General features: G+C 32.4%; 26 protein-coding genes and 1 pseudogene. 18 read left to right on the top strand and 9 right to left on the bottom strand.

Going from position 1 to position 26,237, the window contains the following annotated elements; all coding sequences use genetic code 11:
• Both N3F66_05090 and N3F66_05095 read right to left on the bottom strand, forming a co-directional pair.
• Window positions 1-433 (bottom strand): hypothetical protein (locus tag N3F66_05090; GenBank protein ID MCX8123523.1); only part of this gene is annotated, 433 nt, incomplete at its 3' end.
• 59 nt (window positions 434-492) lie between these two features.
• Window positions 493-1,008, bottom strand: coding sequence for an RNA polymerase sigma factor (locus tag N3F66_05095; protein ID MCX8123524.1), 516 nt, complete (start codon window positions 1,006-1,008; stop codon window positions 493-495).
• A 120-nt stretch (window positions 1,009-1,128) separates the two neighbouring features.
• On the opposite strand from N3F66_05095, the gene N3F66_05100 reads away from it, so the two are divergent.
• The 6 genes from N3F66_05100 (at window position 1,129) to N3F66_05125 (ending at window position 6,480) form a co-directional block, all read left to right on the top strand.
• Window positions 1,129-1,350, top strand: a complete 222-nt coding sequence (locus N3F66_05100) for a hypothetical protein (GenBank protein MCX8123525.1) — start codon at window positions 1,129-1,131, stop codon at window positions 1,348-1,350.
• 183 nt (window positions 1,351-1,533) lie between these two features.
• Window positions 1,534-2,448 carry a hypothetical protein gene (locus N3F66_05105; protein ID MCX8123526.1) on the top strand — a complete coding sequence of 305 codons (915 nt, stop codon included), beginning with the start codon at window positions 1,534-1,536 and terminating at the stop codon, window positions 2,446-2,448.
• 99 nt (window positions 2,449-2,547) lie between these two features.
• Window positions 2,548-3,444: a quinolinate synthase NadA gene (gene nadA / locus N3F66_05110; GenBank protein ID MCX8123527.1), complete on the top strand. Its 897-nt coding sequence runs from the start codon at window positions 2,548-2,550 to the stop codon at window positions 3,442-3,444.
• An 18-nt stretch (window positions 3,445-3,462) separates the two neighbouring features.
• Window positions 3,463-4,542: a hypothetical protein gene (locus N3F66_05115; protein MCX8123528.1), complete on the top strand. Its 1,080-nt coding sequence runs from the start codon at window positions 3,463-3,465 to the stop codon at window positions 4,540-4,542.
• A gap of 201 nt (window positions 4,543-4,743) precedes the next feature.
• Window positions 4,744-5,544 (top strand): hypothetical protein, encoded by an 801-nt coding sequence (locus N3F66_05120; GenBank protein MCX8123529.1) that lies wholly within the window; start codon window positions 4,744-4,746, stop codon window positions 5,542-5,544.
• 15 nt (window positions 5,545-5,559) lie between these two features.
• Complete coding sequence (locus tag N3F66_05125) at window positions 5,560-6,480, top strand: hypothetical protein (GenBank protein MCX8123530.1); 921 nt, start codon at window positions 5,560-5,562, stop codon at window positions 6,478-6,480.
• A gap of 6 nt (window positions 6,481-6,486) precedes the next feature.
• On the opposite strand, the pseudogene N3F66_05130 reads toward N3F66_05125, so the two are convergent.
• The 7 genes and pseudogenes from N3F66_05130 to gatB all read right to left on the bottom strand — a co-directional run bounded on the left by N3F66_05130 (window position 6,487) and on the right by gatB (window position 12,594).
• Window positions 6,487-6,564 (bottom strand): annotated as a pseudogene (locus N3F66_05130) (hypothetical protein).
• 105 nt (window positions 6,565-6,669) lie between these two features.
• Window positions 6,670-8,346, bottom strand: a complete 1,677-nt coding sequence (locus N3F66_05135) for a long-chain fatty acid--CoA ligase (GenBank protein MCX8123531.1) — start codon at window positions 8,344-8,346, stop codon at window positions 6,670-6,672.
• Window positions 8,347-8,502: 156 nt separating this feature from the next.
• Window positions 8,503-9,000 carry a hypothetical protein gene (locus tag N3F66_05140; protein MCX8123532.1) on the bottom strand — a complete coding sequence of 166 codons (498 nt, stop codon included), beginning with the start codon at window positions 8,998-9,000 and terminating at the stop codon, window positions 8,503-8,505.
• Window positions 9,001-9,239: 239 nt separating this feature from the next.
• Window positions 9,240-9,692 carry a hypothetical protein gene (locus N3F66_05145; protein ID MCX8123533.1) on the bottom strand — a complete coding sequence of 151 codons (453 nt, stop codon included), beginning with the start codon at window positions 9,690-9,692 and terminating at the stop codon, window positions 9,240-9,242.
• Window positions 9,682-10,116, bottom strand: a complete 435-nt coding sequence (gene fliS / locus N3F66_05150) for a flagellar export chaperone FliS (protein MCX8123534.1) — start codon at window positions 10,114-10,116, stop codon at window positions 9,682-9,684. Before fliS ends, N3F66_05145 begins: the two co-directional genes overlap by 11 nt.
• 94 nt (window positions 10,117-10,210) lie before the next feature.
• Entirely contained in the window at window positions 10,211-11,095 is an 885-nt protein-coding gene (locus N3F66_05155; GenBank protein MCX8123535.1) for a phosphoribosylaminoimidazolesuccinocarboxamide synthase, read from the bottom strand.
• A gap of 50 nt (window positions 11,096-11,145) precedes the next feature.
• Window positions 11,146-12,594: an Asp-tRNA(Asn)/Glu-tRNA(Gln) amidotransferase subunit GatB gene (gatB, locus tag N3F66_05160; protein MCX8123536.1), complete on the bottom strand. Its 1,449-nt coding sequence runs from the start codon at window positions 12,592-12,594 to the stop codon at window positions 11,146-11,148.
• Window positions 12,595-12,972: 378 nt separating this feature from the next.
• Between gatB and N3F66_05165 the strand changes: the two genes are divergently transcribed.
• The 12 genes from N3F66_05165 (at window position 12,973) to N3F66_05220 (ending at window position 26,235) form a co-directional block, all read left to right on the top strand.
• The gene (locus N3F66_05165) at window positions 12,973-14,289 is read left to right on the top strand and encodes a TolC family protein (GenBank protein MCX8123537.1); all 1,317 of its coding nucleotides are present in this window, start codon (window positions 12,973-12,975) and stop codon (window positions 14,287-14,289) included.
• Complete coding sequence (locus N3F66_05170) at window positions 14,286-15,542, top strand: efflux RND transporter periplasmic adaptor subunit (protein MCX8123538.1); 1,257 nt, start codon at window positions 14,286-14,288, stop codon at window positions 15,540-15,542. The genes N3F66_05165 and N3F66_05170 overlap by 4 nt, the downstream gene beginning before the upstream one ends.
• Window positions 15,543-15,567: 25 nt before the next feature.
• Window positions 15,568-18,816 carry a CusA/CzcA family heavy metal efflux RND transporter gene (locus tag N3F66_05175; GenBank protein MCX8123539.1) on the top strand — a complete coding sequence of 1,083 codons (3,249 nt, stop codon included), beginning with the start codon at window positions 15,568-15,570 and terminating at the stop codon, window positions 18,814-18,816.
• A 284-nt stretch (window positions 18,817-19,100) separates the two neighbouring features.
• Window positions 19,101-19,586, top strand: a complete 486-nt coding sequence (locus tag N3F66_05180; GenBank protein ID MCX8123540.1) for a hypothetical protein — start codon at window positions 19,101-19,103, stop codon at window positions 19,584-19,586.
• A gap of 70 nt (window positions 19,587-19,656) precedes the next feature.
• Window positions 19,657-20,244: a nicotinate-nucleotide adenylyltransferase gene (nadD, locus tag N3F66_05185; protein MCX8123541.1), complete on the top strand. Its 588-nt coding sequence runs from the start codon at window positions 19,657-19,659 to the stop codon at window positions 20,242-20,244.
• Window positions 20,234-21,340, top strand: coding sequence for an LCP family protein (locus tag N3F66_05190; GenBank protein ID MCX8123542.1), 1,107 nt, complete (start codon window positions 20,234-20,236; stop codon window positions 21,338-21,340). Before nadD ends, N3F66_05190 begins: the two co-directional genes overlap by 11 nt.
• Window positions 21,337-21,720 (top strand): ribosome silencing factor, encoded by a 384-nt coding sequence (rsfS, locus tag N3F66_05195; GenBank protein ID MCX8123543.1) that lies wholly within the window; start codon window positions 21,337-21,339, stop codon window positions 21,718-21,720. Before N3F66_05190 ends, rsfS begins: the two co-directional genes overlap by 4 nt.
• Window positions 21,721-21,728: 8 nt before the next feature.
• Window positions 21,729-22,355, top strand: a complete 627-nt coding sequence (locus N3F66_05200; protein ID MCX8123544.1) for a hypothetical protein — start codon at window positions 21,729-21,731, stop codon at window positions 22,353-22,355.
• Window positions 22,356-22,378: 23 nt separating this feature from the next.
• The gene (locus N3F66_05205; GenBank protein MCX8123545.1) at window positions 22,379-23,854 is read left to right on the top strand and encodes a sigma-54 dependent transcriptional regulator; all 1,476 of its coding nucleotides are present in this window, start codon (window positions 22,379-22,381) and stop codon (window positions 23,852-23,854) included.
• Window positions 23,855-23,895: 41 nt separating this feature from the next.
• Window positions 23,896-24,873: a hypothetical protein gene (locus N3F66_05210; GenBank protein ID MCX8123546.1), complete on the top strand. Its 978-nt coding sequence runs from the start codon at window positions 23,896-23,898 to the stop codon at window positions 24,871-24,873.
• Complete coding sequence (locus N3F66_05215; protein MCX8123547.1) at window positions 24,824-25,618, top strand: transglycosylase domain-containing protein; 795 nt, start codon at window positions 24,824-24,826, stop codon at window positions 25,616-25,618. The genes N3F66_05210 and N3F66_05215 overlap by 50 nt, the downstream gene beginning before the upstream one ends.
• Window positions 25,619-25,641: 23 nt before the next feature.
• Window positions 25,642-26,235 carry a sulfurtransferase TusA family protein gene (locus tag N3F66_05220; protein ID MCX8123548.1) on the top strand — a complete coding sequence of 198 codons (594 nt, stop codon included), beginning with the start codon at window positions 25,642-25,644 and terminating at the stop codon, window positions 26,233-26,235.
• Window positions 26,236-26,237 lie beyond the last annotated feature (2 nt).

Consider the following 26,237-nt stretch of genomic DNA (forward strand, 5'->3'; position numbering starts at 1 on the left):
ATTTTATTCTTTGGCCTTCTATAAGGGTTTGAGTTAGTACATTTTTTCCTTTGATATCAGCTACGTACAAAATATGAGGTATGGATTTGTATCCGGGTTTTAAAATAAAAATTGTAATGAGTATTCCTACAATAAGGATGGAGAAGGTAAAAGCAATACTGCGCCGGTATGTTTGGACAAAGTTGGAAATAGTATTCTTAAATGTTTTTTTATCGTAATATTGCAGTTGACTTGAATAATAATGCAAAATGGATGATAATACATCCTTGGAGGGTTCAACGGGTTTTTGGGGGGCGATAGCAACCTTAATTAGTCTTAATTTTTTTAAACAAATATCGCACTTTTCAATATGAAGCAAGGCTTTTCTTGCCTCATCTTTATCAAGACTGTTTTTTACCAGGGCTAGTAATGTGAGTTCATTGAGATGCTTCATAGCATATATTTACCCCTTAATTATATTACAATTATATCATAAAAATTGGTCATTAAAAGCTATAAATTTTCGTAAAATCCCTTATTTTTTAAATATGAAACTATATGGATTACTGTAGATTGTAATTTACGACGAACTGTCCGTTCAGATATTTGAAGTAATTTTGCAATTTCTTCATTTGAATAGTTGTTCTCTCTTTTTAAAATAAAAATTGAGCGGCTGATTGGATCAAGTTCTTTCAGGGCATTTGCAACTTCTTGCTGTATTTCCTGAAATAATAAGTCATTTTCGACAGTATCATTTGATATTACATAAGGGCTATCTTCTTCAAAACTATCTGTTCTTACATTTTTTTTAAGATAGTTAATAGATAAATTATGAGCAGATGTATATAATAATGATTTTACTGTATTGGGATTAATATCAGTTTTTTTTGAGTATTCAATTAAATTAATAAATGTATCCTGCAAAATATCTTCCGCCGATTCATATGAACCAATAAGGTGATAAATATAATTGAAAATTTCTTTGTAATATGTTGTATATAATGAAATAAGTTCTTCTTTTGAAATCATATTTTTTTTATAAAAAAATGTCCGTTTTTTATATTATGGATTGTATTATACTTCAAAGAGTTGATAATAAATAAATTTTATCAACAAAAAATTTTTAAATAACTCTATTAGGAGGGTTGTATGAAAAAGTTGTTAGCTACATTAGTATCACTGCTTTTTGCTGCAGCTGTATTTGCTCAGGCTCCAGCACAGAAGGAAGCTCCAAAAGCTGCTGAGCAGCCAAAAAAAGTTGAAGCAAAGAAAGAAGAAAAGAAAGAAGTAAAAGCTCAGAAGAAAGAAGCAAAAGAAGTAAAGAAAGAAGAAAAGAAAGAAGTAAAGGAACAGAAGGGTGCTGCAAAGTAACAACCCCATTAATTTAAATCATAATAATAAGCCATGCTATAAAAGCATGGCTTATTTTTTAATAGTGTAAAAAAATATAATTAATTTAAAAATAAAAATTTTTCACAAATTGGATTACTATAGGGTAATCATAATATTTTAGTATAGTCAAAATGCATTATTTATTACAAATAAGGAATATATATGAAAACTCTGCTTAATAAAAATGTTATTTTTATCTTAATAATTTTTTATTTGATAGTAATACATATAACATTAGTACATTCGAAAGGATTAGAAGCAACAATTGGGTTTAAAAGCAAATACACTTCGGGTATTTCTGATTCTAATATCGTATATAAGCCTTATGGTAAGATAGGGTATGATATTGATTTTTTAGAGATTAATATAACAGGTACATATACAATTCATCAACAGATAACTGATGGTTTGGGTAATTTTGCTGAAATTAATACAAGCCAGATTTTGATTCAATCACTCATCAATATCGCAGATGTTTTTGAAGTAGGCGGAGGATACTCATTAACGAAAGGTGATAGATCGTATAATAGCAGCATGTATAAGATAAATGGGTGTTTGTATATTGGGGATATCACATTAGATATGGATTATTCAAATGAACATATTGAATATTACTTCACTACTGATGTAGAGAGCAAGAGCAAAACATTTATTGGTTCATTGGATTATGATGCTAATGATTCATTAGGATACGAATTAGAGTATCACTATTTGTCCAATAATTTTTCAAACTTGGACTATACATATACCAAAAACATTATACGAACAGGACTGTCGCTATATAGAGATACCACGATTTATATGGCTGGTATTAATGTTGGCAAAGATTCTGGAGATTATATGATTTACGGTTCTGATCTTGCGGTCAGTAAAAAAATATATCAGAAGTTAAAAATAATGATATTATATGCTTTAGATTATTATAACGCTCCTACAGTTGTCACAGTTTCTGGAGGTGGACATGGTGGAAATAACAATGCCGGGCACAAGGGGATGAATCCATATTTACGGTCTAATCTTATTGGAAAGTCATTTTTTTCTCACTCATTAAGTGTTTCATTTTCATATTCTTTTTAACAAAATATACTTGATGTTTTAAAAATAATTTTTGCGATAGTAATAAATAGTAATAAATATATATAGAAATAAGAAATATTTAGTATTCAGGAGCTATCGGTGCTTGAGCAGAAAATCGAAAAATTAAAAAAGCAAAAAAAAGCAATTATACTTGCCCATAATTATCAAAATCCCCAAGTTCAGGATATTGCTGATTACACCGGTGATTCTTTAGAGCTGTCAAAGATAGCAGCAAACAACGATGCAGAGATTATTATTTTCTGCGGTGTTCATTTTATGGCAGAATCAGCATATATACTATCGCCCCAAAAAAAAGTTATTTTGCCTGATATAACAGCTGGATGCCCCATGGCTGATATGGCACAAGTTGAAGATGTTATTGAAATGAAAAATAGGTATCCTGAAGCAGCAGTTGTAACATATATTAATTCTTCAGCAGATGTGAAAGCAATGTCGGATATATGTGTTACATCTTCAAATGCAGTTAATATCGTCAATAAACTCAGGAGTGAAACAATAATTTTTATACCCGATAGGAACTTGGCACAGTATGTTCAACGATTCACATCAAAAAAAATAATCCCATGGAAGGGATTTTGTCCAACTCACGATCGTTTTACAAAAGAAGAATTGATTGCAGTTAAGCAAAGATATCCTGATGCTTTTGTAATTGTTCATCCTGAATGCAGGCCAGAAATAATTGATATGGCAGATATGACTTTGTCAACCGGACAGATGGTCAAAAATGTGAATACGATAAAAAATAATGAAATAATAATTGGTACAGAAGAAGGCATGCTTCATAAATTAAAAAAAATTGCTCCTCAGAAAGAATTTATTCTTGCTTCAAAAAGTTTTATATGCCCAAATATGAAAAAGATTACTTTGGAAAAAATTTTCAAAGCTTTATCAGAAGAACAGCCTATAGTCACAGTTGAAGAAAATATCAGGATAAAGGCTTTGACAGCATTACAGCGAATGTTAGATCTATCCTGATTTGTGGTGAGGCATATTTTGGAAAATATTGAATTAAGTGATGAAATTCAAAAAATACGTGAAAGAACATTTAACCCTGAATTTAAAGAACTAATTGCAAAAGTTATTAATAAGCCCGATGTTACAATAGATAACCCAAACATGTTGCTTTACTCATTGCATGAGCTATACTATACTTTTCTGAGCAGATCATTTAATGATTCTGCATCGTTTATAAATCCTGAAATTAATTATGAAAACAGATTACAATTCATTGGAGAAGAATTAAGTGGCAAACTGAAATCATTAGGCTTTGTTGAGTCTGTAATTTTTCTTTATGATTTTAAACAAAATTATTTTGGAATTTTAACTAATTCATTCAGTGAAAATATTTTTAGAGATTTTTTTATTACATTATCAGATGATATTTATAAAAAAATTTTACATGAGCCTGATGGAGTAGTAATTGATTTTAATTCAATTAAAAATGATGAATTATATAAAAAAAGAATAGTATTATTTGACGAACAAAGCTTTTTGATCTGGGCATTTTCAACATATCATCTTGTAAAAAAGATTTTATCTTTTTTTAACATTCCGTGCCCTGCAGCTATAGAGATTTTTTGCCCTATAATATTTGTTAAAGTACATGAGAAATTTACAATTAATGACAACATAATGAATGAGTTATACTGTAATTGCATTTCTATAATATTTTCATTAGTGGAATTATATTCAGCAATAAGTAAAAGTTCCCTTTTTTATGGTTCAAATTATTTCCATGAAGTATTTAAGGTTTTTGAAAATTATTATTATATTTCAAAAGCAAGCGATTGTACAAAATATGTAATTATCAAGTCAAAATTTGAAGATCAGAATATATATTGCCTTTTCAGATATTTATCACAAAAATTTAAAGAGTTAAAATCTGTTTCCTGTATAAATTACAGGCCAATGATAGGATTGATTTTATTGTTTATATATGAAGAAAACAAAGATATAGAAGATGAAATTAGAACACTGTCTTCAATATTCATTGATTCAATTAAAATAGGAATTGTAGATAAATCAAAGATTAATAACCCGGTTTCATTATATAAATATATTGTTGATTTATAAAATAAATCTATATTAAATTTTTTATTAATAAATAAAATATACTTGAATAAAAATAATTTATTATTATCATTATTATTTTAAGACATATTTTTATCAATTTTTTAAAACGATTTTTTAAATATGATTTGAAATTATTTTAAGAAAATGTTGGTAAAAATAGAGCAAATAAAAAAAGTTTTAGAGAATAATCCAGGTTGTGTGTTGAAATATTTACAAAACTATACTGTAAAAGGGAAAACCTATCATGAATTAGACCAAATATTTGTTGATGATTTATATAGGTTTGAGCAAGCTGGCATAGAAACAGTTGATATAAAATATGATGAGATAGTTTATAGTTTATTGTCTACACTATATCCTGTTGAATACCGTATACCGTACGCCTGGGCTGATTTTATTACCTTTGACCGTAAATTGGAGACCTTAGAAAGGGTTAGTACATTGACAAAACGAAAACGTTATTTAATCTGTGTAGGTGATATTTACTCTTACGATCAACATACTGGTAAAAGAGTTACTATTTTCAGACATAACGATGCAATAGATTATAAACGGTGGAATCAAGTGAAACGTCTTCTTGACAAGAATAAGCGCATATACTACAGGAATTCAGAAAATGGTATTATTATTTTTGTTAATCTCCAACCACATGCGGAATCAAGTTATATTGAGCGATTTAAAAAAAATACTGATCTAGTAAGTGCGATAGTTGCTCGTAAAAAAGATTGTAAAATAGAAATATCACCTGATTTTATACCAACTGAAGATGTCTACACTATAAATGATCCAAAAGACCTTTTAAAATTTTATCAGCAATCTAATGCACGACTAATAATTATTGGCGAAACATTAAATGATGATTATAGAAAAGCATTATTGCAGGTAAAGGAATATGATAAATTTGCAAGAATGATGGTGGTACCCAATCTTGATTTGAGAAATATTGACCATTTTTTATTACAAGTAAAAATGGTATATAATGCAGATAGGTGGACAGAGTGAAAGGAGAATGTTTGAGTGAAAAAACCTAAAAAAAAATCTATATTAAAATATTTTGAGCCAATAGATTCAGAAAAGACATTATCAGAAAATTTTGGTTCTCTTGATCTAGAGGGAAGTTTTGGGTATTTTGCTTTGAGTAACCAGAATAAAAATTTGTTTTTAAATAGATTGAATGTAGACACACTCTACAAAATGATTAAAAAAGTTGGCTTGGTTGATCACTTGATGAAAATAGGATTTAGTAATATATTGATTGATGTTGATAAGGATGATGCGCAAATTCATTATTTAAAAATATATTATGAAAAAATAGATCCTAATCATCTTTTAATTGATTTAAGAGTATCTGAATCACGTTTTATTCCACAAAAAAGGTTTTGCGAAGAGTATGATGCCCCCAGGTCATTAGATATGGTCGTTATTGAATGGCTATCTGCACAAAATCCAAAAGCTACATTTGATGCTAATAAACCACAACTTCCAGGTCAATCTAAACCTGGGTTGGGGAGCTTAAATTATATGATGGAATTAATGTATATTGTGGGAGAACAGGTAGTTAAAGATGGTTTTATGGATGTACCAGACCATTTTCATGGTGCTGTTATGTATTCAAGAAAATTTAAATTTTTCAATCCAAGTCATGAAGCAATTTTAAGAGCTATCTTACGGGATATTAAGGGTTATTCACTATCTGATATGTCATGGGGCATGATTACAGGGACAATAATTGATAAAAATACCAATACCCCACAGGTGTACGACCCTTCAGAACAGGTGTTTCCTGTATCCAAACGTATGAAAGATTATTTTGATTCTAAAAAATACAAAGAGAAATTTAAAAAAATTTATGAATCTAAAAAATATTATTTTGATTATGAAAAAATGTGTCGGATAAGGGAAAAGATGTTACAAGAAGTTAAACCAGATGAGCTATAAATGTTGTATTTTAAGGGATTCTCTTTGAGTTGGAAACCCTGTACCACCTCCGTACGTTGCAACAATAAGTGAAGGTAATGTAATAAAATAACGCGTGCTGGCATCGCTACTTTAGTAAAGATGCCAGCACGCGTATAATCCGGATAATAATAAAGATCATTTACACCATGGTAATAGGTGTAAAAATTATCACTTAATCTTTTGCATCTCCTCTTCTCTAAGGACTTTTCGCAATATTTTCCCTACATTACTCTTGGGTAATTCAGTTCTGAATTCAACTATAGTAGGTAATTTATATTTAGCCAGCTTTGTAGCACAGTAATCGATTATTTCCTTTTCAGTGGCTGTTTCACCTTCTTTAAGTACTACAAATGCTTTGATCTGTTCTCCCCGTGTGGGGTGGGGAATCCCTATACAACACGCTTCCAGCACCTTTGGATGTGTATATAGAACTTCATCAATCTCACGAGGATAGACATTATATCCACCTGATATTACCATATCTTTTTTTCTGTCTACAATGAAGAAGTAACCATCCTCGTCCATGATTGCGATATCACCAGTGTAAAGCCAACCATTTCTAATTGTTTTAGCTGTTTCATCGGGTCTATTCCAATATCCTTTCATAATCTGAGGGCCTTTGATAATCATTTCTCCTGGCTGGCCCACAGGCATATCTTTTTCTCCCGTTTCAAGATCAACTATTCTTACTTCTGTGCTAGGATAAGGAATACCAATGCTTCCAGATTTTTGTACAGTTCCATAAGGATTTGAGTGAGTAACAGGTGATGCTTCTGTTAATCCGTAACCTTCATTGATATGTACACCAGCTTTTTCTTCATATGCTTTTATAACTTCCAGTGGAAGTGGTGCGCTACCACTCATAAGACGTTTAATACATGTAAGATCCAATTTTTCAAAATCAGGGTGATTAAGCATTCCTATATACATTGTTGGGACAAGGCATGCAATTTGGGGACGGTATTTTTGGATTATATCCATCAAAGCTTCAGGTGTAGGTCTGCCAGTAAGAATTGTCTTAAATCCATCATAAATATTTAAATTCATAACAGTTGATAAACCATATACATGGAAAAATGGTAATGCCCCAACCATTGTCATCTCGTCACCTCTATGAATGGTTGTATCCCATGCATCTATTTGTTGTAATTGTTTTGTCAGATTACTATGAGTTAACATGGCACCTTTTGAAACCCCTGTTGTGCCGCCTGTATATTGTAATTGGGCAATATCATCAGTAGTAACTATTACTTTTGGAGGATTGGGGGGATAGTTACTCATAATATCTTTCCATTTGAATACATTGTCTGCTTGTTTTGGTTCAGCGGATAAAACGGTGTTAGGGTCTACTGATGAAGGAAGATAATCTCGCAGAGATACACAAACAATCTGTTTCACATGAGTCTTTGGCCTTAAATCAATGATTGTATTCCCAAAAAGATCTAGCGTTACAACAACTTTAGCACCGGAATCGTTAAATTGATATTCTAATTCAGCAGGGGAATATAAAGGATTATGCATAACTACTATGCCGCCAATTTTAATGATCGCATAGTAAGCTGCTACGCAATGAAGTATATTTGGCAAATGTATCGCAACACGGTCGCCTTTATTTATTCCAAAATCTGCCAGGCATGTTGCAAATCTATTCACTGCATCCCCAAGTTCACTATAGGTCATTTCATAACCCTGGGAAACAAAAGCTACCCTATTAGGATATTTTGTGATAGCTTCTTCAAAATAATCATTGAGAGTGCAATCAATAAAATCAATTGTGGCAGGTACTCCTTTATCGTAAAATTTTAGCCATGGTTTGTCTTTATATGAGATAGATTTTTTACTCATACACTTTCCTCCTTATACATTTTAGAATTTATTTTAGTTTAATAAGTAAGAAAAATTAAATGTATTGAAGTTGGGAGGGCATGGAATTTTTAAGTAAATGTATGCCCTCCTGTTTAAATAGGATTTTAAATTACATAAAACAATTCATTAAATAACTCATTTGGGAGATGCTAACTTCATTAGTAGCTTTACGATTCCAAGAATACCAACGATAAAGATTCCTCCTCCAATTAATAATATGGCAGTTAAGACAAATGGGTTTTGGGGGTTTGGTGTTTGCATATATGTAGCAGTAAAAAGCAATGCCATAAAAGCATAATTATTAAACAAAATTGGAATAATTTCCCCCAGGGCTACTATACAGTACACAAACAATAATACAAAAATTAGGAAAGCTACAAACTGATCTAAGCCGGCAGTAACAAGGGATGTGACCACTATTTTAGCAACTATTATCATCAATATCCCAAATGCGCCCCCTACAAGCATATTTGGTGCCATCTTTTTATCCATATGAGCCATGAAGAAAAAGATCATAATTAAAAATGCTGGCCAGGCAGGTACATGGAGAATGTGGAACACAATTTCGCCAATTGCGATGAGAATTATTAGAAAAACCCCAAACATTAGCCTATTTTTGTCTAATTTAGCCATAGAAAACCTCCATAATAAAATTTTAAGATTAGTATTATTGAAAAGACATTATTTGATTTACGGAAAAAAGTCAAGAAAAAAATTAATGAATGACCATAAATATCAAAAAATAAAAAAAATAAATTACACAAAAATAATTATATTCATATTATTAAATATTGTATATAAATATTAAAACAAAAGTATAATTATAATGAAGTGTCTTTTAGATTAATTTTGTTAGTAAAGAAATTAACTTATTAGTATGCCCTGTGTGTTTGCAGTTCAATTATTTTATTAATTTCATTTATATTTTTTATAAGTGATTCTTCATGATTTGTCAGCAAAATAATAAGTGTTTGATTAAGATTGTAAATACGTGATATAGATGAATGTATTTCCCTTAAAAGGTCAGAGATCAATGTGCAGGCGGGATTATTGATTTTTAGAATCATGTCTTCAAATTGTGTGTATTCAATACCAATTTTTGACGTGATTTCAGTAATACAACTGGCAATAGAGTAATTACATAAAGAGATGTCTTCAATAATTGCATTATTGACTGATATGATAGTAACTATCGCTTCTTCATTTCCGTTTATTAAATTTAGCTGTATAGTTTGAAGGTTTACCTCAAACTTTTTTAAAAGCATTTGCTTGGTTGAAAGTAAATTATACAACGTATGAAGAAGTGTTACTATATCATCCCTCAATTGAAAATGAACCTTTGGATGCTGTTGCAACTCTATCCGAAGGAGTTTCTTTAGTAGATATTTTATCCCATGCATCCCTTAACTCTTTTAATAGTTTTACAGTATTTTTTAATATTTCAGGGTTTTTCTGTATATTTGCTTCTAACAGCTGCTTTTTGAAGAAAATATATAAATTGAAAAGGTTTCGTGCTACATCGCCACCTTCATTCATATTCAATGCTAAAATCAATTCATTGATAATATCCTGGGCTTTAATGATGTTATTATTGGCAATGTCATATGTTTTAGGGTGCATGTTTTCTATTGCAATATTGCAAAATTTAATGGCACCATCATATAACATTACTATTAATTTACCCTGGTTGGCGGTATTTATCTCTGTGTGTTTATATTGGTCGTAAGGATTTCTATTTGGTAAAGCCATGTAATCCCCCCTCGATTATAAACGCATTGGCATTAAAATTATCGGATAAAAATATACAAATCTTTATTGAATAATGCAATATAAACCTAAAAATTTAACTTAAAATCTGCTTAATTCTATGTAAAATCTCCTCGTATTTTTCCTTGGTTTTCTGGATAATTTCGTCGGGGAGAGGGGGGGGAGGTGAATTTTTATCCCATGTGGTTGTTTCCAGATAATCACGTATAAATTGTTTGTCTAGGCTTACAGGAGAAATACCTGGTTTATATAACGCAGCATCCCAGAACCTGGAACTGTCAGGTGTTAATACCTCATCTATAAGAATTATCTCTTTATCCGAAAATCCAAATTCAAATTTTGTATCAGCTAATATTATTCCAACTTTTTTTAATTTTTCACGTGCAAAATCATATAAATCTAAAGTGACCTGAGCTAGCTTTTCAGCGATATCAGTACTCAGTGACTTTTTCATTTCTTCGATAGTGATATTTTCGTCATGACCGGAATCGGCCTTTGTAGCAGGAGTAAATATAGGGTAGGGTAATTCATCAGCTAGTTGCAATCCTTTAGGCAATTCTATACCACACACTTTTCCTGTCTTCTGGTAATCTTTCCAACCACTTCCAATAATGTACCCACGTGCAACACATTCAAAATCAATTCGCTTTGCTTTTTTGACCAGCACAGCCCTGTCTTTAAAAAATTCAGGGTAATCGCAAAACGGCTTTGGGAAATTTTTATAATCTGTTTCAACGATATGATTATTAATAAGGCGTATATTTTTAAACCATAGATTTGATATTGTATTTAAAATAATGCCTTTACCGGGGATACCATTAGGGAATACCCAATCAAATGCAGAAATTCTATCTGTTGAAACAATAATGAGATGTTCATCATCAACTTTATATACATCTCGTACTTTACCTGAAAATAGTTTTTTTGCTCCTGGAACTTTTGTTGTGGTTACAGCTTCCATAATTTTTCCTTTCTAAATTTATATTTGGCGATAGCTCATTATAATGACTATCAGCTTGATAATTTTTTGATAAGTATATCGTTAACAATCTGCGGATTTGCTTTGCCCTTTGATTCCTTCATAACCTGGCCAATGAGAAATTTCAGTGCCTTATCCTTTCCATTTCTATAATCTTCAACCGATTTTGGATTATTTTTAATGACTTCATCTATAATAGATTCTATAGCTTTGGTATCAGTTACCTGACGCAATCCCTTTTCATTAATAATTGTATCAGGATTTTTACCAGTTTCAAGCATTTCTTCAAAAACGGCTTTAGCAATTTTGCCACTAATAGTTGCATCATCAATTCGCTTCAACAATGTAGCTAAGCTCTGGGGTGAGACAATAAAAGAGTCGATGAATTCAGGATCATCAATCTTTGCAAGAACCTCACTCATTATCCAGTTAGATGCTTTTTTTGGTTGTGCACCATTTGCAACTACAGCTTCATAATATTCTGCAAGTTGTCTTGTAGATGTTAATACTTGAGCATCGTATTCGGGCAATCCATATTGCTGCATAAACCTAGCACGTTTTTCATGCGGCAATTCGGGTAATTCATGTTTTAGTTGTTCAATGTATTCTTTTGAAATTTCAATTGGTGGCAAATCCGGTTCGGGGAAATATCGGTAATCATGTGCTTCTTCTTTTGAGCGCATTGAAAATGTTATATTGCGATCGGCATCCCATAATCGCGTTTCTTGAACTATCCTTTCATTCTGAAGCAACATCTTTTTCTGGCGTTCAATTTCATACTCAAGAGCCAATTTTACTGAACGGAAACTATTTAGATTCTTTATCTCAACTTTCTGCCCAAATGTTGTAGAACCTTTAGGTTTCAAGGAAACGTTTACATCACACCGCAAACTTCCTTCTTCCATATTACAGTCGGAAACTTCTATATATTTAAGTATGGAACGTAAATTTTGAAGATATTGATATGCTTCATCAGGCGAAGAAATATCCGGTTCAGAAACAATTTCAACCAATGGGACACCAGTTCGGTTGAAATCGACGTACGAAATTTTATTATCAGAATCTTCACTATGTATATTTTTTCCAGCATCTTCTTCCATGTGCAGGCGTGTGATACCAATCTTTTTGATGCCTTCCTTAGTTGCTATCTCAATATATCCATCATAACATATTGGCTTGTCATACTGTGAAATTTGGTAAGCTTTAGGAAGGTCAGGATAAAAATAATTTTTGCGGTCAAATTTACTGTATGTAGCTATCTTACAATGCAATGCCAACCCGGCTTGTATAGCTTTTTTTAACACTTCCTTATTTAAAACAGGCAATACACCTGGCAGGCCAAGGCATACCGGGCACACTTGTGTATTTGCTGGTGAACCAAATTGAGTTGAACATGAACAGAATATTTTTGATTTAGTATTTAGCTGAACATGTACTTCTAAGCCAATTACTGCATCAAATTCCATAAAGACACCATCAATGATATATTGTAAAGTATAGCTTTGATTAGCCAGGGTATTGCATATTTGTCAACAAAAAACGGTGGCTCTACTTTTAAATGATTAAAAATTTTAATAAAATTCAAGTTAACAGTTTATTTAACGGATAGTATCGCCATTGAAGTTTTATTAGTAATGAACATGTATAAAAACTATTAACTGATTATTGTATAAAAATATAGTTTTTGGCAATATTTTAATGTGGAACCTTTCTTTTTTTGTCATTGGAAGTTTTTATTCAAGGTGTACGTGCATTTTAGGCATGTTAAATTCTTACTTTAAGAAAATATTTATTGATTTTATTCATTAATTGTTATATACTACCATAATAGTAGTATATAACAATAGCACATTTAAATCATGAAATGTATATATAACATAAAGACAGTAAATTCAATTGTTTTCAATTTTTTGGTTTTAATAATATTTGGTATTCTACCCACCCAGGCTGGATCTGAAACTATAGATTTCATCAAAGCTCAAAATATACTTTTGGTGCATAATATGAAATTAAAGGCAATGCAGCTTCAGGTTGAACAAAGTAAAAAAAAGATATCTATAGAATCATCATTGCCTGATCCCGCAATAAAGCTGGGTATAAACAATGTTCCAGTTGATACACCATCTTTCAATGAATCAGATATGACAAGCAAAGAAATTGGTGTATATCAAATGATTCCTTTATTTGGGAAGTTATCCACAAAAGAACGAATTGCATACCTTGAATATAAAAAAGCTCTGGAGACTTACAGGCTATATCAGGCATATTATCTACATTTAATGCGCTCATATTTTTTTGAAATTGTATATTTTAAAGAATACCTCAAAATTATAGAAGAAACAAAGCAGTATCTTGCTCTGCTGATAGATATTCAGAAATCAAGAAGTACAACAGGGATTTCCTCATTATCGGATATTCTTAAAATAAGTGTCGAATCATCAAAATTGGATGAAGAGATAATAACTGTCAATGCTTCTATTGCTGAAATGCAAAACAATATCGCATATCTTTTAGGAACAGATAGTAACCGTAATATTGAATACAATATAAAAAATATTAATTTTTATCTGGTAAAAATCCAGAACCAAATTGAAAGTGATCAAGTTTTAGCCAATAATCCTGAATTACAGTTACTATCGCTCCAGATTCTAATTGATGAAGAAGGAGTAAAACTAAAACAGAAAGACCTGTACCCAGATGTGGAAGTAGGAATTGCCTATATGCAGCGAGATAAAACTCCACAAGGAACAAGCCGTGATGATATGTTCACTGTTATGGCAACGTTTAACATACCTGCCTGGTTTACCAGTAAAAACATACCTTCTATTCAAGAGATGAAAATAAAAAAAGGAGAATCAGAAGCGTTACATAAGGATAAACAAAATGAATTAACGTTTGCACTTAACACATTATCACAGAATATAAAAAAGTGGGGGCAACTACACCAACTATATTCCAATCAAATCATTCCACAGCTGAATGCCATGCTCCAAGCTGATATTGCCTATTATAGAGCAGGGAATATTGAATTCATGAAGCTTGTAGATACAATACGTATGCGTTTGAACTACAAACTTCAATTGCTGAATACTATCAAAGAATATTGTAAGGCGATTTCTTTTTTGCATTTTATGCAAGGTGATATCTCTGTAATGGATTGGGAAGGTATGCAATGAAACGAGTATTGGTAATACTTTTTGTTGCAATTGTAGTTGCTGCAATAAGTTTTATTGTTTATAACTATCTCCACAATGCTCCTGAAAAAAAAATCACTGAAGTTATGTATACCTGCCCAATGCATCCACAAATAATTATGAATTCTCCGGGGAGTTGTCCTATATGTGGAATGGACCTTGTGCCGGTAAATGCAATCCAAGAAAAAAGTGATCATGCAGATCATGGAATGATACAAGAAAAAGCACCAATTCATCTCACTCAAAATCAAGAAGAAATCCTTGGGATTACATATGAAACTGTTGGGGTAAAAGAAATTGTAAAAGATATCATTACTTCAGCAACTATTGAGCCAAATGAAGAGAATGTATATAAAATTACAGTGCGAGTATCGGGATGGGTTGAAAAGCTGTATATAAATCAGACCGGGCAATATGTTGCAAAGGGTACCCCCTTGTTTTCACTATACAGTCCCGAATTGTATGCTGCGATGGATGAATATGTTGCAATATTGAACACTATTGATGCAAGCCTTGATAACAGCATTAAGGAAGTTATTCTTAATTTGAAACATGCGTCCCAAGAAAAGTTAAAAATATTTGGTTTAACACAGCGTCAAATAGATGAAATTGCAAAATCAAAAAAAGCACCACGTGTTATTCAATTGGTATCACCATATTCAGGATACGTTACTGAAAAAAATGTATATGAAGGTCAGAAAGTTTCATCTGATGAAAACCTTTTTACAATAACAGATCTTACAACTGTCTGGGCTATTGGTGATATCTATCAGCCTGACGTTCCTTATATTACAATTGGTATGCCTGCAGTGTACAGAATTCAATCATGGAACAATAAAGAATACAAAGGGCATGTAGAATTTATATATCCTTTTGTGAACGAAAAAAGCCGCACACTAAAGGTTAGAGTAGTAATTCATAATAACAGACTAGAATTAAAGCCAGGCTTATATGGAGAGCTTGCTTTGCGATTTTCTGTAGGTAAACATATTGCTATACCCCAACAGTCAGTGTTCAGAACAGGTACTCAAAGCTATGTGTTTGTAAAGATGAAAGATGGAACATTAATGCCACATGAAATTATAACAGGCATATTAGGCAACAACGGCTATTATGTTGTGGAAAAGGGCCTTAAAAAAGGTGATGTAATTGTATCCTCGGCAATGTTTCTTATTGATTCTGAATCCCAGTTAAAGGCTGTATTCAATAAGGTTAAGGATGGTCATACACATTGAGGCACGTCAACGGTAACTATCGCATATGATAAACAAAATTATTACATTTTCTATCCACAACAAATTACTGGTGTTGATTTTCTTTTTATTATTAATAGTATATGCAATATACGCAATCAATAACATCCCACTTGATGCTATTCCAGATTTGTCAGATACCCAGGTGATAATTTATACAAAGTGGGATCAGAGCCCACAGATAGTTGAAGCTCAAGTAACGTATCCAATAATTTCAGCGCTGTTAGGTGCACCAAAGGTTAAGACAATTCGTGGCTTCAGCGATTATGGATTTTCATATATATATGTCATTTTTGAAGATGGCACTGATATATATTGGGCACGCAGCAGGGTTGTGGAATACCTTTCCAAATTACAGGGGACATTGCCCAAGGATATAAAAATGGAAATTGGACCTGATGCTACGGGTGTTGGATGGATATTTCAGTATGTGTTAATTGACAAAAGTGGTGCCTATGACCTTTCACAACTAAGAACTCTTCAAGATTGGTATATTAAATATTCATTACAGTCGGTTAATGGCGTTGCCGAAGTTGCCACCATTGGTGGGTTTGAAAAACAATTTCAGATTTCCATTGATCCAAATAAATTGTACCTCTACAATGTTACTTTATTTGATGTGATTGAAGCAATAAGAAGAAGCACCAATGAAATCAGTGGCAGGTTTTTGGAATTATCGGGCAAAGAATATATGGTGCGTGCCGAAGGGTATATTCAAAACATTAGTGCTCTGAAAAAGGTTGTAGTTAAAACTACTGGTTCCACACCTGTATTTCTTGAAAATGTAGCTGATGTTTCAATTGGACCAATGTTGCGGAGAGGAATTGCTGATTATAATGGGCAGGGTGAGGTAGTTGGTGGCATTATTGTCATGCGGCATAAAGAAAATGCTTTGAATGTCATCAATGCAGTCAAAGAAAAGTTAAAAGAAGTAGAACACGGTCTTCCAGAAGGGGTGGCGATAGTTCCTGTATATGACAGGTCTGGCTTAATTAAGCAATCCATTGCAACATTAACCGACGCATTGATTAAAGAAGTAATCGTTGTCAGCTTAGTGATACTCATTTTTCTATGGCATATTCCCTCAGCTTTTGTGCCAATCATCACCATTCCTATTTCGGTTGTACTTGCATTTATCCCCATGTACTTTATGAAAATAACCTCCAATATAATGAGTTTAACAGGAATTGCGATTTCAATTGGTGTTCTGGTTGATGGTGCAATTATAGAGGTAGAAAATGCATATAAAAAAATTGAGCACTGGATTGCCAACGGTAAACAGGGCAATTACCATGATGTTCGAAAAGAAGCTCTGCTAGAAGTTGGACCTTCAGTGTTTTTTTCTTTATTAGTAATTACAGTGGCATTTTTACCCATTTTTACATTAGTAGATCAGGAAGGTCGTCTTTTTACACCGTTAGCATGGACAAAAACGTTGACAATGGCACTTGCAGCGATACTGGCAATAACATTAGACCCGGTAATCAGGATGCTTTTTACACGTTTGGAACCATTCAAACTTAAATCTACAATTTTGTCGTACATTTTTACTACATTATTTGTTGGCACATATTACTCTGAAGAAAAACATCCAATAAGCAAGTTCCTTTTCAAATTCTATACTCCCGCCTGCAGGTTTGTACTGCAATACCCAAAACAGGTAATTGTAGGCTCGGTGCTTCTGTTTATATTGTCGGTCCCGGTATTTGTTTTATTAGGTTCTGAATTTATGCCGCCTCTAAATGAAGGTACTATTCTTTATATGCCAACTACGTTACCTGGGATATCACTTACTCAGGCAAAAAAACTGTTAACATATCAGGATAAAATACTCCTATCATTTCCTGAGGTTGATGCAGTTTTTGGAAAAGCGGGAAGGGCTGAAACCTCTACAGATCCTGCACCCCTCTCAATGATAGAAACAACTATTGTATTAAAACCAAAGGAGCAATGGAGGCAAGTAAATAGATGGTATTCAAGTTGGGCTCCAGAATGGTTAAAGAATCTTTTACGGATACTTTGGGATGATAGGATCAGTTATGAACAATTGATTAAGGAAATGGATGCTGCCTTGAAAATTCCCGGAGTGACCAATGCCTGGACAATGCCAATAAAGGGGCGTATTGATATGTTGACAACTGGTATAAGAACGCCTATTGGAATAAAAATACTTGGTTCTGATGTTAATACTATAGAACAAATTGGCAAAAAGATTGAAGAGATTTTGCAAAAACTTGAAGGAACACGAAGTGTGTATGCTGAACGAGCTTCGGGAGGATATTATGTTACCATTGAACCTGATAGAGAAAAAATGGCGCGATATGGCTTAAAGCTTGAAGATGTGCAAATGATAGTGGCAACAGCCATAGGTGGACAAACAATAACTGAAACGATAGTTAATTCACGTGAACGGTATACAATTAATATACGATATCACAGAGATTTCAGGGATAATATTGATGTATTGAAGAGAGTAGTAATACCAACACCTAATGGATATAATGTACTGTTGCAGGAAGTTGCTGACATAAAACTGTCATATGGCCCTTCTATGATAAGAAATGAAAATGGCATGATAGCAGGGTATGTATTTGTTGATATTAATGATACAGATGTAGGAAAATATGTTGAAAGAGCAAAACAAATAGTCTATTCATCAATCAGCATTCCTGCAGGTTATACGATAACATTTAGTGGACAATATGAAAACATGTTACGAGTAAAGCAACGATTATTAATTATATTACCTGTTACATTGATATTAATACTATTAATTTTATATATTAATACAAAAAGTATTTTTAAGACTTTTGTGATATTGTTGGCTGTTCCTTTTTCATTGATTGGTGCTGTGTGGTTATTGTATATTCTTGATTATAATGTATCGATTGCTACATGGGTTGGTATGATTGCACTGATGGGTCTGGATGCAGAAACAGGTGTTTTCATGTTGTTATTTTTAGATCTATCGTATGAAGAAGCCAAAAAAAATAACAGATTACAAACCATTAATGATTTAAAGAATGCGATTCTACATGGTGCAGTTCAGAGAATACGCCCCAAAATGATGACAGTAATTACCACTATGGTTGGGCTTTTTCCAATTATGTGGTCAACGGGTACTGGTGCTGATATGATGAAACGGATAGCAGCTCCTATGGTTGGAGGATTAACTACATCTTTTATTATGGAATTGCTGGTATACCCTGCTATATATTATCTATGGAAATTACATCAATTGAAATTAAAAAATTAAATTGAGAGAAGTGCATATATAACAAGGTTAATGATAAGTGCAGTAGTTTATCATTATAAATAATGATTTTATTTTGAATTGAATGTGTCATTTGAACATCGTTGTAGATATAATGCATAAATAACTTTTAACTACAAAAAATAAAGAAGTATTACAGTTAAGGTTTTATGCACTATATTTTCTAAGAAGGATAAAATATTGACAAATCAATCCGTTTCAAATATTTTTACTGTATACTTCACTTGAAGTAATAATATTGCTCAATACTATAAGGCTTTTATGTAATGGTTGAAATGCGGAAGTTTGTAAGTATTACAATTCTATTTCTATTTTTTATTAGCATAGTGACAGGATTTGTATTAGGAAAATTGCTTTTAGCAAAAACTATATCTGGAAGCACTGCTATATCCTTCTTTATAGCACGTCCTTTATATTCATATTCTGTAATTAATAACAGATTATATAGTAACAATCCCATAGAGAGATTAACTGGATACTGTACCTTATATGATTTAAATATAGTAGATAATACTTTTTTGTATGAGAGATATAAGCAGGAAGATACTGTACCAAATAAGCGAATGGTTTTGAATATTTTATCATTAAAACCGCAGAAGCAACTTTACCACTTTTTGGATGAAGTATATGAGCTATCGGATAAAGATTTGAAGATGCAAATAGTAAAAATTGTGAAAAAACATTTCCATGATAAATTAGATGAATTTGCACAAAAGCATAATGTGGATGTGCAATGGATCCATAGTGATTAGGAAAACTTCTTGACTGTTATGCTGATTCCATGACGATGATTACAATTGGTAATATACATGTGAGGGGCATTTGAAGGTTGGTTTATTTGGTGGTACATTTAATCCCATTCATACCGGGCATTTGATAAATGCTCAGTTCATAAGGGAAGAATTTAACTTAGATTTTATTATCTTTATTCCAGCAAAATATCCGGTGCATAAAGAGTTGGAAGATAATGTAAATGCAGAACATCGTTATAAAATGATAAAATTGGCAATTGAAGATGTAGATTATTTTAAAGTGTCTCGTATTGAGATTGATAGGGAAAAGCCTTCGTATACGATATATACTGTTGAAGAAATTTTACAAAAGCATCCCGATTGGAAATTATTTTTTATCATTGGGTATGATGCATTTAATGAAATTAATACTTGGAAAGATTGGAAGCGATTGTTAATGACTATTGATTTTATTATAATGAAACGACCTGGTGATATTTTACATAAGCGTTTTCACAAGTATATGTCGCGGATACATTGTGCAAATAATCCTGTTATTGATATAAGTTCCTCGTTAATACGAGAGAGAGTGAAGAACGGCAAATCTATACGATATTTATTACCTGTTAAAGTTGAAAAATATATTTATAAGAATGGGTTATATAGAAGTGAAAGATAAAATACGATTAATTGTCTCTATAACATTGCTTTGTATTGTAGTGCTTGGTATATTTTATGTTTACCGTAGGTTGACACGTAATGCAATAGACACATTAGCTTCAAACAAAGAATTAATTAATATACTGGTTGCGGCAAGTAACGAATATAATGAACGTAGGCACTCATTCTATGCAATTTTACACTTCAATCCTGAGAAGAAAAGTATAGGTGTTACGTTTATTCCGCCAAATTATCTGGTGACTCTTAATAAAAGGACTGGCAAAGCAAGAAGGCTTGCAACACTTTCATTTTCAGATCATAATGATATTGTAGACTCACTTGAATATGACCTTCATATAACGATCCCTTTTTACATTGAATTATATGCTTCCGATGTGGTAAAAATTATTGATTTAATTGAAGGAGTGAATTTGTATGTATTAGATCAGGTTAAAGCAGATTTGGGGTTTACAACAGGGATCAATTACTGCGATGGACATAAAGCACTGTGGTATATTAATAAAGTTGAGCAAAATTCAATTTATTTAAAATATGATAGAATAATGGATGTTGTGCTTACATTATTTACAAATAAAGATTTATATAAAAAATATGCAAATAAAAAGTATATTGGGGAAATGGTGAGTTCCATCAATACAAATTTATTAATACAGGAAATGATATCACTGGTTGATCTTGTCTATGATGCAAAAACTGTGTATACAACTGTTATGCCAGGTAAAATGGATAAAGAAAATAATTATACAGTGGATGATATTACAAGAAAATTGTATGAACAAAAGTTTTTACGTCCACTAGTCCTTGATATAAAAGATTCCGAATCAATTAAAGTACGAATATTAAATGGGTCTGATATACCAGGGCTTGCCCGAAAAATGCGAAATGTATTGACTCGAGAAGGGCTCACTGTTGTTGAATTTGGCACATCACCATATGAAATAACTGATACAACAGTTATTATTAATCAAAAAGGCAATTTAAATGCTGCGCTTAAAGTTTCATCAATATTGGGAATTGATGTATTGTATCATGTTGTTGATTCATCACAATTAGCTGATGTCTTAGTAATTGTAGGGAAGGATTATTCACAGTGACAAATAGAAACAAACGAACTAAAACAAAATTAAGCATTGAGCCTGAAATTTTAACCTTAATGAAAGGGTGTAAAAAAATACTGGATGATAAAAAGGCCAGCGATATTATTTTCCTGGATTTAAGAGAGGTTAATTCATATCTTGATTATTTTGTAATTTGTACCGGTAATTCAATATTGCATTGTAAAGCGTTGGCTCGAGAAGTTCACAACTATTTTGTTGATATGGGCAGAAAAGAACGTTCGCGGACTACCACTAATTCACCATGGATAGTTCTGGATTATAACGATATAATAATTCACATTTTTACCAAAGAAACTCGTGAGTTTTACCAATTAGAACGTTTGTGGGCTGATGCACGTCAGATTGATATAGATTAAAATATAGTATGCGTGAAGTTGATATTATAGAAAGAGTAATACGCAATATTGCTCATGAAGTCCGCAATCCTTTGACTACTATAAAAGGGTATGCACAGTTACTATCGCACAAAAGCGATCCTTCCTTGATTAATAAATCACAGCGTATGATCATTGAACAAACCGAGCGTATAGATTCAATTTTCACTGAGCTCTATGATGCATTTACTGTACCGGACGATGAGATATCAAAGTGTTCTTTCCCTGAACTTTTTCAGGTAGTGGTTGAAGAATCACCGTATAATAAATATATTGTAATTGATAGCACAGACCAGTTCACAATATCATTATATAGGCATAGATTTCAGAGTTGCATAACAACTCTTATAAATGGTTTTAACTGGAAATATTTTGATAGTATGACTGTACATCTTAGTGCAAAAAAAGAAATGAATTGTTATGTTAACATTCGTTTTTGGGGTGTTGTATTTGAAAGTATCCCTGAAGAAATGTTCTTCTATCCATTCCAGTGTAAGCAGTTTTTTGCAAGGGGGACAGAGCTGTATAAGGTGTATTGTATTGCCCAGCGATGCGGATGGAAATTCACATTTTCAAAAGATAGTAGTGAATTTACTTTTATTATTCCTATACAATAAAAAGTTTTTTTAACATTGAAAGTATGAGCACATTACTTGAAAAATATTACAGGGTGCTAATTGCTGATGATGAAAAAGGAATTCGTGACCTTTTGAAGGATTTACTTGAAGGTTCTTTTTATGTTAATACAATTGATCGTGGTGATACAATAATTGAAGAATTAACAAAAAATAAATATGATATATTAATCCTCGATTTGCAGATGCCAGGAAAAAATGGCATTGAAGTGTTGCAGGCAATACGTGATTTAAAGATAGATGTTGTGGTAGTAGTAATTACGGCTTCTAATGATGTACAGCTAGCAATAACATCAATGAAATTAGGTGCTTATGATTATCTGGTAAAGCCGTTTGATACAGATAAGCTTTTAGTAATCTTAAAGAATATAGTTGAAAAATTAGATCTTGAAAATGAAGTCAATGAGCTTCGCGAAAAAGTAGGTGAAAGTTTCAGGTTCAAAAATATCATTGGCAAATCACCAAAAATGCAGCGTATCTTTGCAACGTTGGAAAGAGTTATTGATACCGACAGTACTATATTAATTATAGGCGAAAGTGGTACCGGCAAGGAAATCATTGCAAAGGCTATTCATTATAATAGTAATCGCAAACAGTATCCATTTAAATCCATAGATTGTAGCACAATTCCTCAGGACCTTATAGGTAGCGAACTGTTTGGCCATGAGAAAGGAGCATTTACAGGAGCTATCGCCAGAAAAATTGGTAAGTTTGAAGTTGCAAGTAAAGGGACTCTTTTTCTGGATGAGATTAGCAACCTTTCCTTTGATATGCAGGCTAAGCTATTGCGGGTATTGCAGGAAAAGGAATTTGAACGCATTGGTGGTAATGAAATCATAAAAGTTGATACACGGATTGTCGCAGCAAGTAATAGGGATATTCGTGAAATGGTTAAACAGGGAACATTCAGGGAAGATTTATATTACCGTCTCAATGTTGTACCAATTTATTTGCCGCCGTTGAAAGAAAGAAGGGAAGATATTCCACTTTTTATTGATTATTTCTTGCAGAAATTTACAACAGAATATGGCCGGAATATTTCATTGGATTTGCAGTCACGATTATACCTTACAGATTATCACTGGCCTGGGAATGTGCGACAACTGGAAAATGTTATCAAACGCCTGGTGTTGCTATCAACTGAAAGTGTAGTTAAACTTGATATTGTCAAAAGTGTTCTTGAATTTGAAGAATATAATAAGCCAAAGATGCCTACAAATAAAATTGCTGTTGAGAATACAACCACAACAATTGATGATGGAGGTATAAAAAAAATTAAAACTGAAGAAAGTATAGATGCAGGTAACAATCACATTAAGACACTTGATGAAGTTGAAAAGGAATACATTGAAAAAATGCTGAAACATTTTGATTATAACATTTCAGTAACAGCAAAGGCAATCAATGTGTCGCGCAAAACAATGCATAATAAATTGAAAAAATACAATATAGCGATAAAAAAGACTGTAACAGAGAATTAAATACAGAAGAGTAAGTGATAGTAATAGAATAAGAGATTTCAATGAGTTGTAAATATTATTATAAGTATTTTGTTTTAATAGCTTTAATTGCGGGTGTTCTTGTCTTTGCTTCATCGTTGATTGGTTTCAATGAAAAAGAATCTAGCTTTACCCGCTATCTTTTACATGCTCCTTTTTCTGGCAGAGCAGGGCACACGTGCACTGCTTTCAAAGGCAAATTGTGGCTCATTGGTGGATGGGATGGTAATAACCCTTATAATGATGTGTGGTATTCAAAAGAAGGATTACACTGGTACAATGCAGGGCCGATGCCATTTAAACCAAGAGCAGGACATACTGCATTTGTATATAACCAAAAATTGTATGTGGTTGGTGGACTATCATTTGATGAAAAGCGAAATATAATAGATTTGAATGATGTTTGGGCAACTGAGGATGGGATTAATTGGCAATGTATAAAGGAAACAGCAGAATTTATGCCTAGGGGTGGACATGCATGTACAGTATTTAAAAATACCATAATGCTGGTTGGAGGCATTGCATGCGGTGCCGAAGCGTATAGATCCAGTGATGGAATAACTTGGGAGAAAGTAGCAAACAATCTCCCATTTGGCTCACGTGGTGGACATATATTAACTTCATTTAACAACAAGTTGTGGGTTATTGGTGGCATCCGGGTGGATGGGAACAACAATTTTACCAGTTTTAGTGACGTATGGAATTCTTCAGATGGTGTGCACTGGAAAAAGGTGGCAAGCAATATGCCGTTTTTTGCAGGTGGTGGGCACGGAGCTGTAGTCTATAAAAAATCATTATGGGTTATTGGGGGGTTTAGAAAAGGTGGCACTGTTTATCGCTCGGACAATGGAAAAGACTGGGAACTTTTCAATAGCTTTACCCCAATGGGCGAGCGGGTTAGTCATAGCTGTACGGTATTTAAAGATAAAATTATTATTATAGGTGGTTTTGATGGTACAGGATTTAAAAACGATGTATGGGCATTTAAAACACTGGAGTGATACAACTGATTTTTATTTAAATTCATATAATACCAGGTGGGTTTTTATAAAAAAAATTATTAAGGTGGCGATAGCTCTTCATATTGTCGTTGTGCTTGGGATTGGTTCTTTGATATATTATTATGCTGATCATAATCCTGCCATTACGCCATTGATGGTATATAGAAAATATATTGATAGGTATGACGTGAAACCTGTTACAGTAATTCCTTTTAAGCATATACCAGATGACATTAAGAAGATGGTTGTTTCAATAGAAGATTACAAATTTTATACGCACAATGGTGTTGATTTAGAAGCAGTTAAGCGGGCGATAGTTATTAATCACAAGGTTGGTTATAGGATGTATGGTGCAAGTACTATTACACAGCAACTTGCACGCACACTTTTTCTGCTTCCATATAAATCAATAATAAGAAAATATATTGAGCTTATCATTGCATTGGAAATGGAAATGATCCTTGATAAGGATAGAATACTGGAGTTATATTGCAATTATTGTGAGATGGGCAAAGGTGTTTTTGGTTTTAAAAATGCATCGTATTATTATTTTGGGAAAGATATTTATCACTTAAATACTGATGAAAAATCACGAATGCTTGCAATCTTAGCCAATCCAATTCTGTTTTCACCTTATAATTTTAAAAATTCAAAACTCATTACTAACCGTTATTACATTCTAAAATTCAGGTATTATACATATAATAAATATAAAGCCATGGTACAGTACGCATACCATAATTAAAATTATCTGTAGGATATAGTGTAATGACTAAAAAACAAGAGGGAAAAGCGGTTGTTGATACTCGTGGCTATAGTTGCCCAATTTCTGTTGCTATGATAGCCAAAACAATGAATTCTGTAGCTGATGGATCATCGGTTGAAATTATTTCAGATGATGTATTAATGAAAAAGGAATTGGAACAATGGTGTTTTGAAACTGGTAATATAATGAATTCTGTAATAATTAACAATGAAACTATTCGCATTGAAGTCATTAAGGGCAAAGGGTATAAACCTCAATCATTATATGATTTTATTACTTTTTTTCTTTTAGGTGTGCAATTACATATACGTAAATTGTTTGTATCATTGTTTAAAAAAGATACTACAAGATGTTTGATAACATTTGTGTCTGTTGCTGAAGGGATGCGTGCACATTATTGGCTTCAGAGTACCCATCCTGATTGGGACTATGTTTTATTGCCTGTTCCAAATGATATAACAAGCCATTGTGGCGTAGTTATGGGATTGCCAACGCTAACACAGGCAAAAGAATTATTTGAGTTACTGCGCAATAATAATTTCAAAGTTGAAGATATATATATTAAGCATAAATATACTTACCATTCTGTCCATTAATA

The sequence above is a fragment of the Spirochaetota bacterium genome, from assembly GCA_026414805.1.
GTDB lineage: Bacteria > Spirochaetota > UBA4802 > UBA4802 > UB4802 > UBA4802.

What these genes read in the sequence shown, in the direction of transcription:
- N3F66_05095 (MCX8123524.1), bottom strand. Translation starts at nt 1,008, where the DNA reads ATGATTTCAAAAGAAGAACTTATTTCATTATATACAACATATTACAAA.
- N3F66_05100 (MCX8123525.1), top strand. Translation starts at nt 1,129, where the DNA reads ATGAAAAAGTTGTTAGCTACATTAGTATCACTGCTTTTTGCTGCAGCT.
- N3F66_05105 (MCX8123526.1), top strand. Translation starts at nt 1,534, where the DNA reads ATGAAAACTCTGCTTAATAAAAATGTTATTTTTATCTTAATAATTTTT.
- N3F66_05135 (MCX8123531.1), bottom strand. Translation starts at nt 8,346, where the DNA reads ATGAGTAAAAAATCTATCTCATATAAAGACAAACCATGGCTAAAATTT.
- N3F66_05140 (MCX8123532.1), bottom strand. Translation starts at nt 9,000, where the DNA reads ATGGCTAAATTAGACAAAAATAGGCTAATGTTTGGGGTTTTTCTAATA.
- fliS (MCX8123534.1), bottom strand. Translation starts at nt 10,116, where the DNA reads ATGGCTTTACCAAATAGAAATCCTTACGACCAATATAAACACACAGAG.
- N3F66_05155 (MCX8123535.1), bottom strand. Translation starts at nt 11,095, where the DNA reads ATGGAAGCTGTAACCACAACAAAAGTTCCAGGAGCAAAAAAACTATTT.
- N3F66_05165 (MCX8123537.1), top strand. Translation starts at nt 12,973, where the DNA reads ATGAAATGTATATATAACATAAAGACAGTAAATTCAATTGTTTTCAAT.
- N3F66_05170 (MCX8123538.1), top strand. Translation starts at nt 14,286, where the DNA reads ATGAAACGAGTATTGGTAATACTTTTTGTTGCAATTGTAGTTGCTGCA.
- N3F66_05175 (MCX8123539.1), top strand. Translation starts at nt 15,568, where the DNA reads ATGATAAACAAAATTATTACATTTTCTATCCACAACAAATTACTGGTG.
- N3F66_05180 (MCX8123540.1), top strand. Translation starts at nt 19,101, where the DNA reads ATGGTTGAAATGCGGAAGTTTGTAAGTATTACAATTCTATTTCTATTT.
- N3F66_05200 (MCX8123544.1), top strand. Translation starts at nt 21,729, where the DNA reads ATGCGTGAAGTTGATATTATAGAAAGAGTAATACGCAATATTGCTCAT.
- N3F66_05205 (MCX8123545.1), top strand. Translation starts at nt 22,379, where the DNA reads ATGAGCACATTACTTGAAAAATATTACAGGGTGCTAATTGCTGATGAT.
- N3F66_05210 (MCX8123546.1), top strand. Translation starts at nt 23,896, where the DNA reads ATGAGTTGTAAATATTATTATAAGTATTTTGTTTTAATAGCTTTAATT.
- N3F66_05215 (MCX8123547.1), top strand. Translation starts at nt 24,824, where the DNA reads ATGGTACAGGATTTAAAAACGATGTATGGGCATTTAAAACACTGGAGT.
- N3F66_05220 (MCX8123548.1), top strand. Translation starts at nt 25,642, where the DNA reads ATGACTAAAAAACAAGAGGGAAAAGCGGTTGTTGATACTCGTGGCTAT.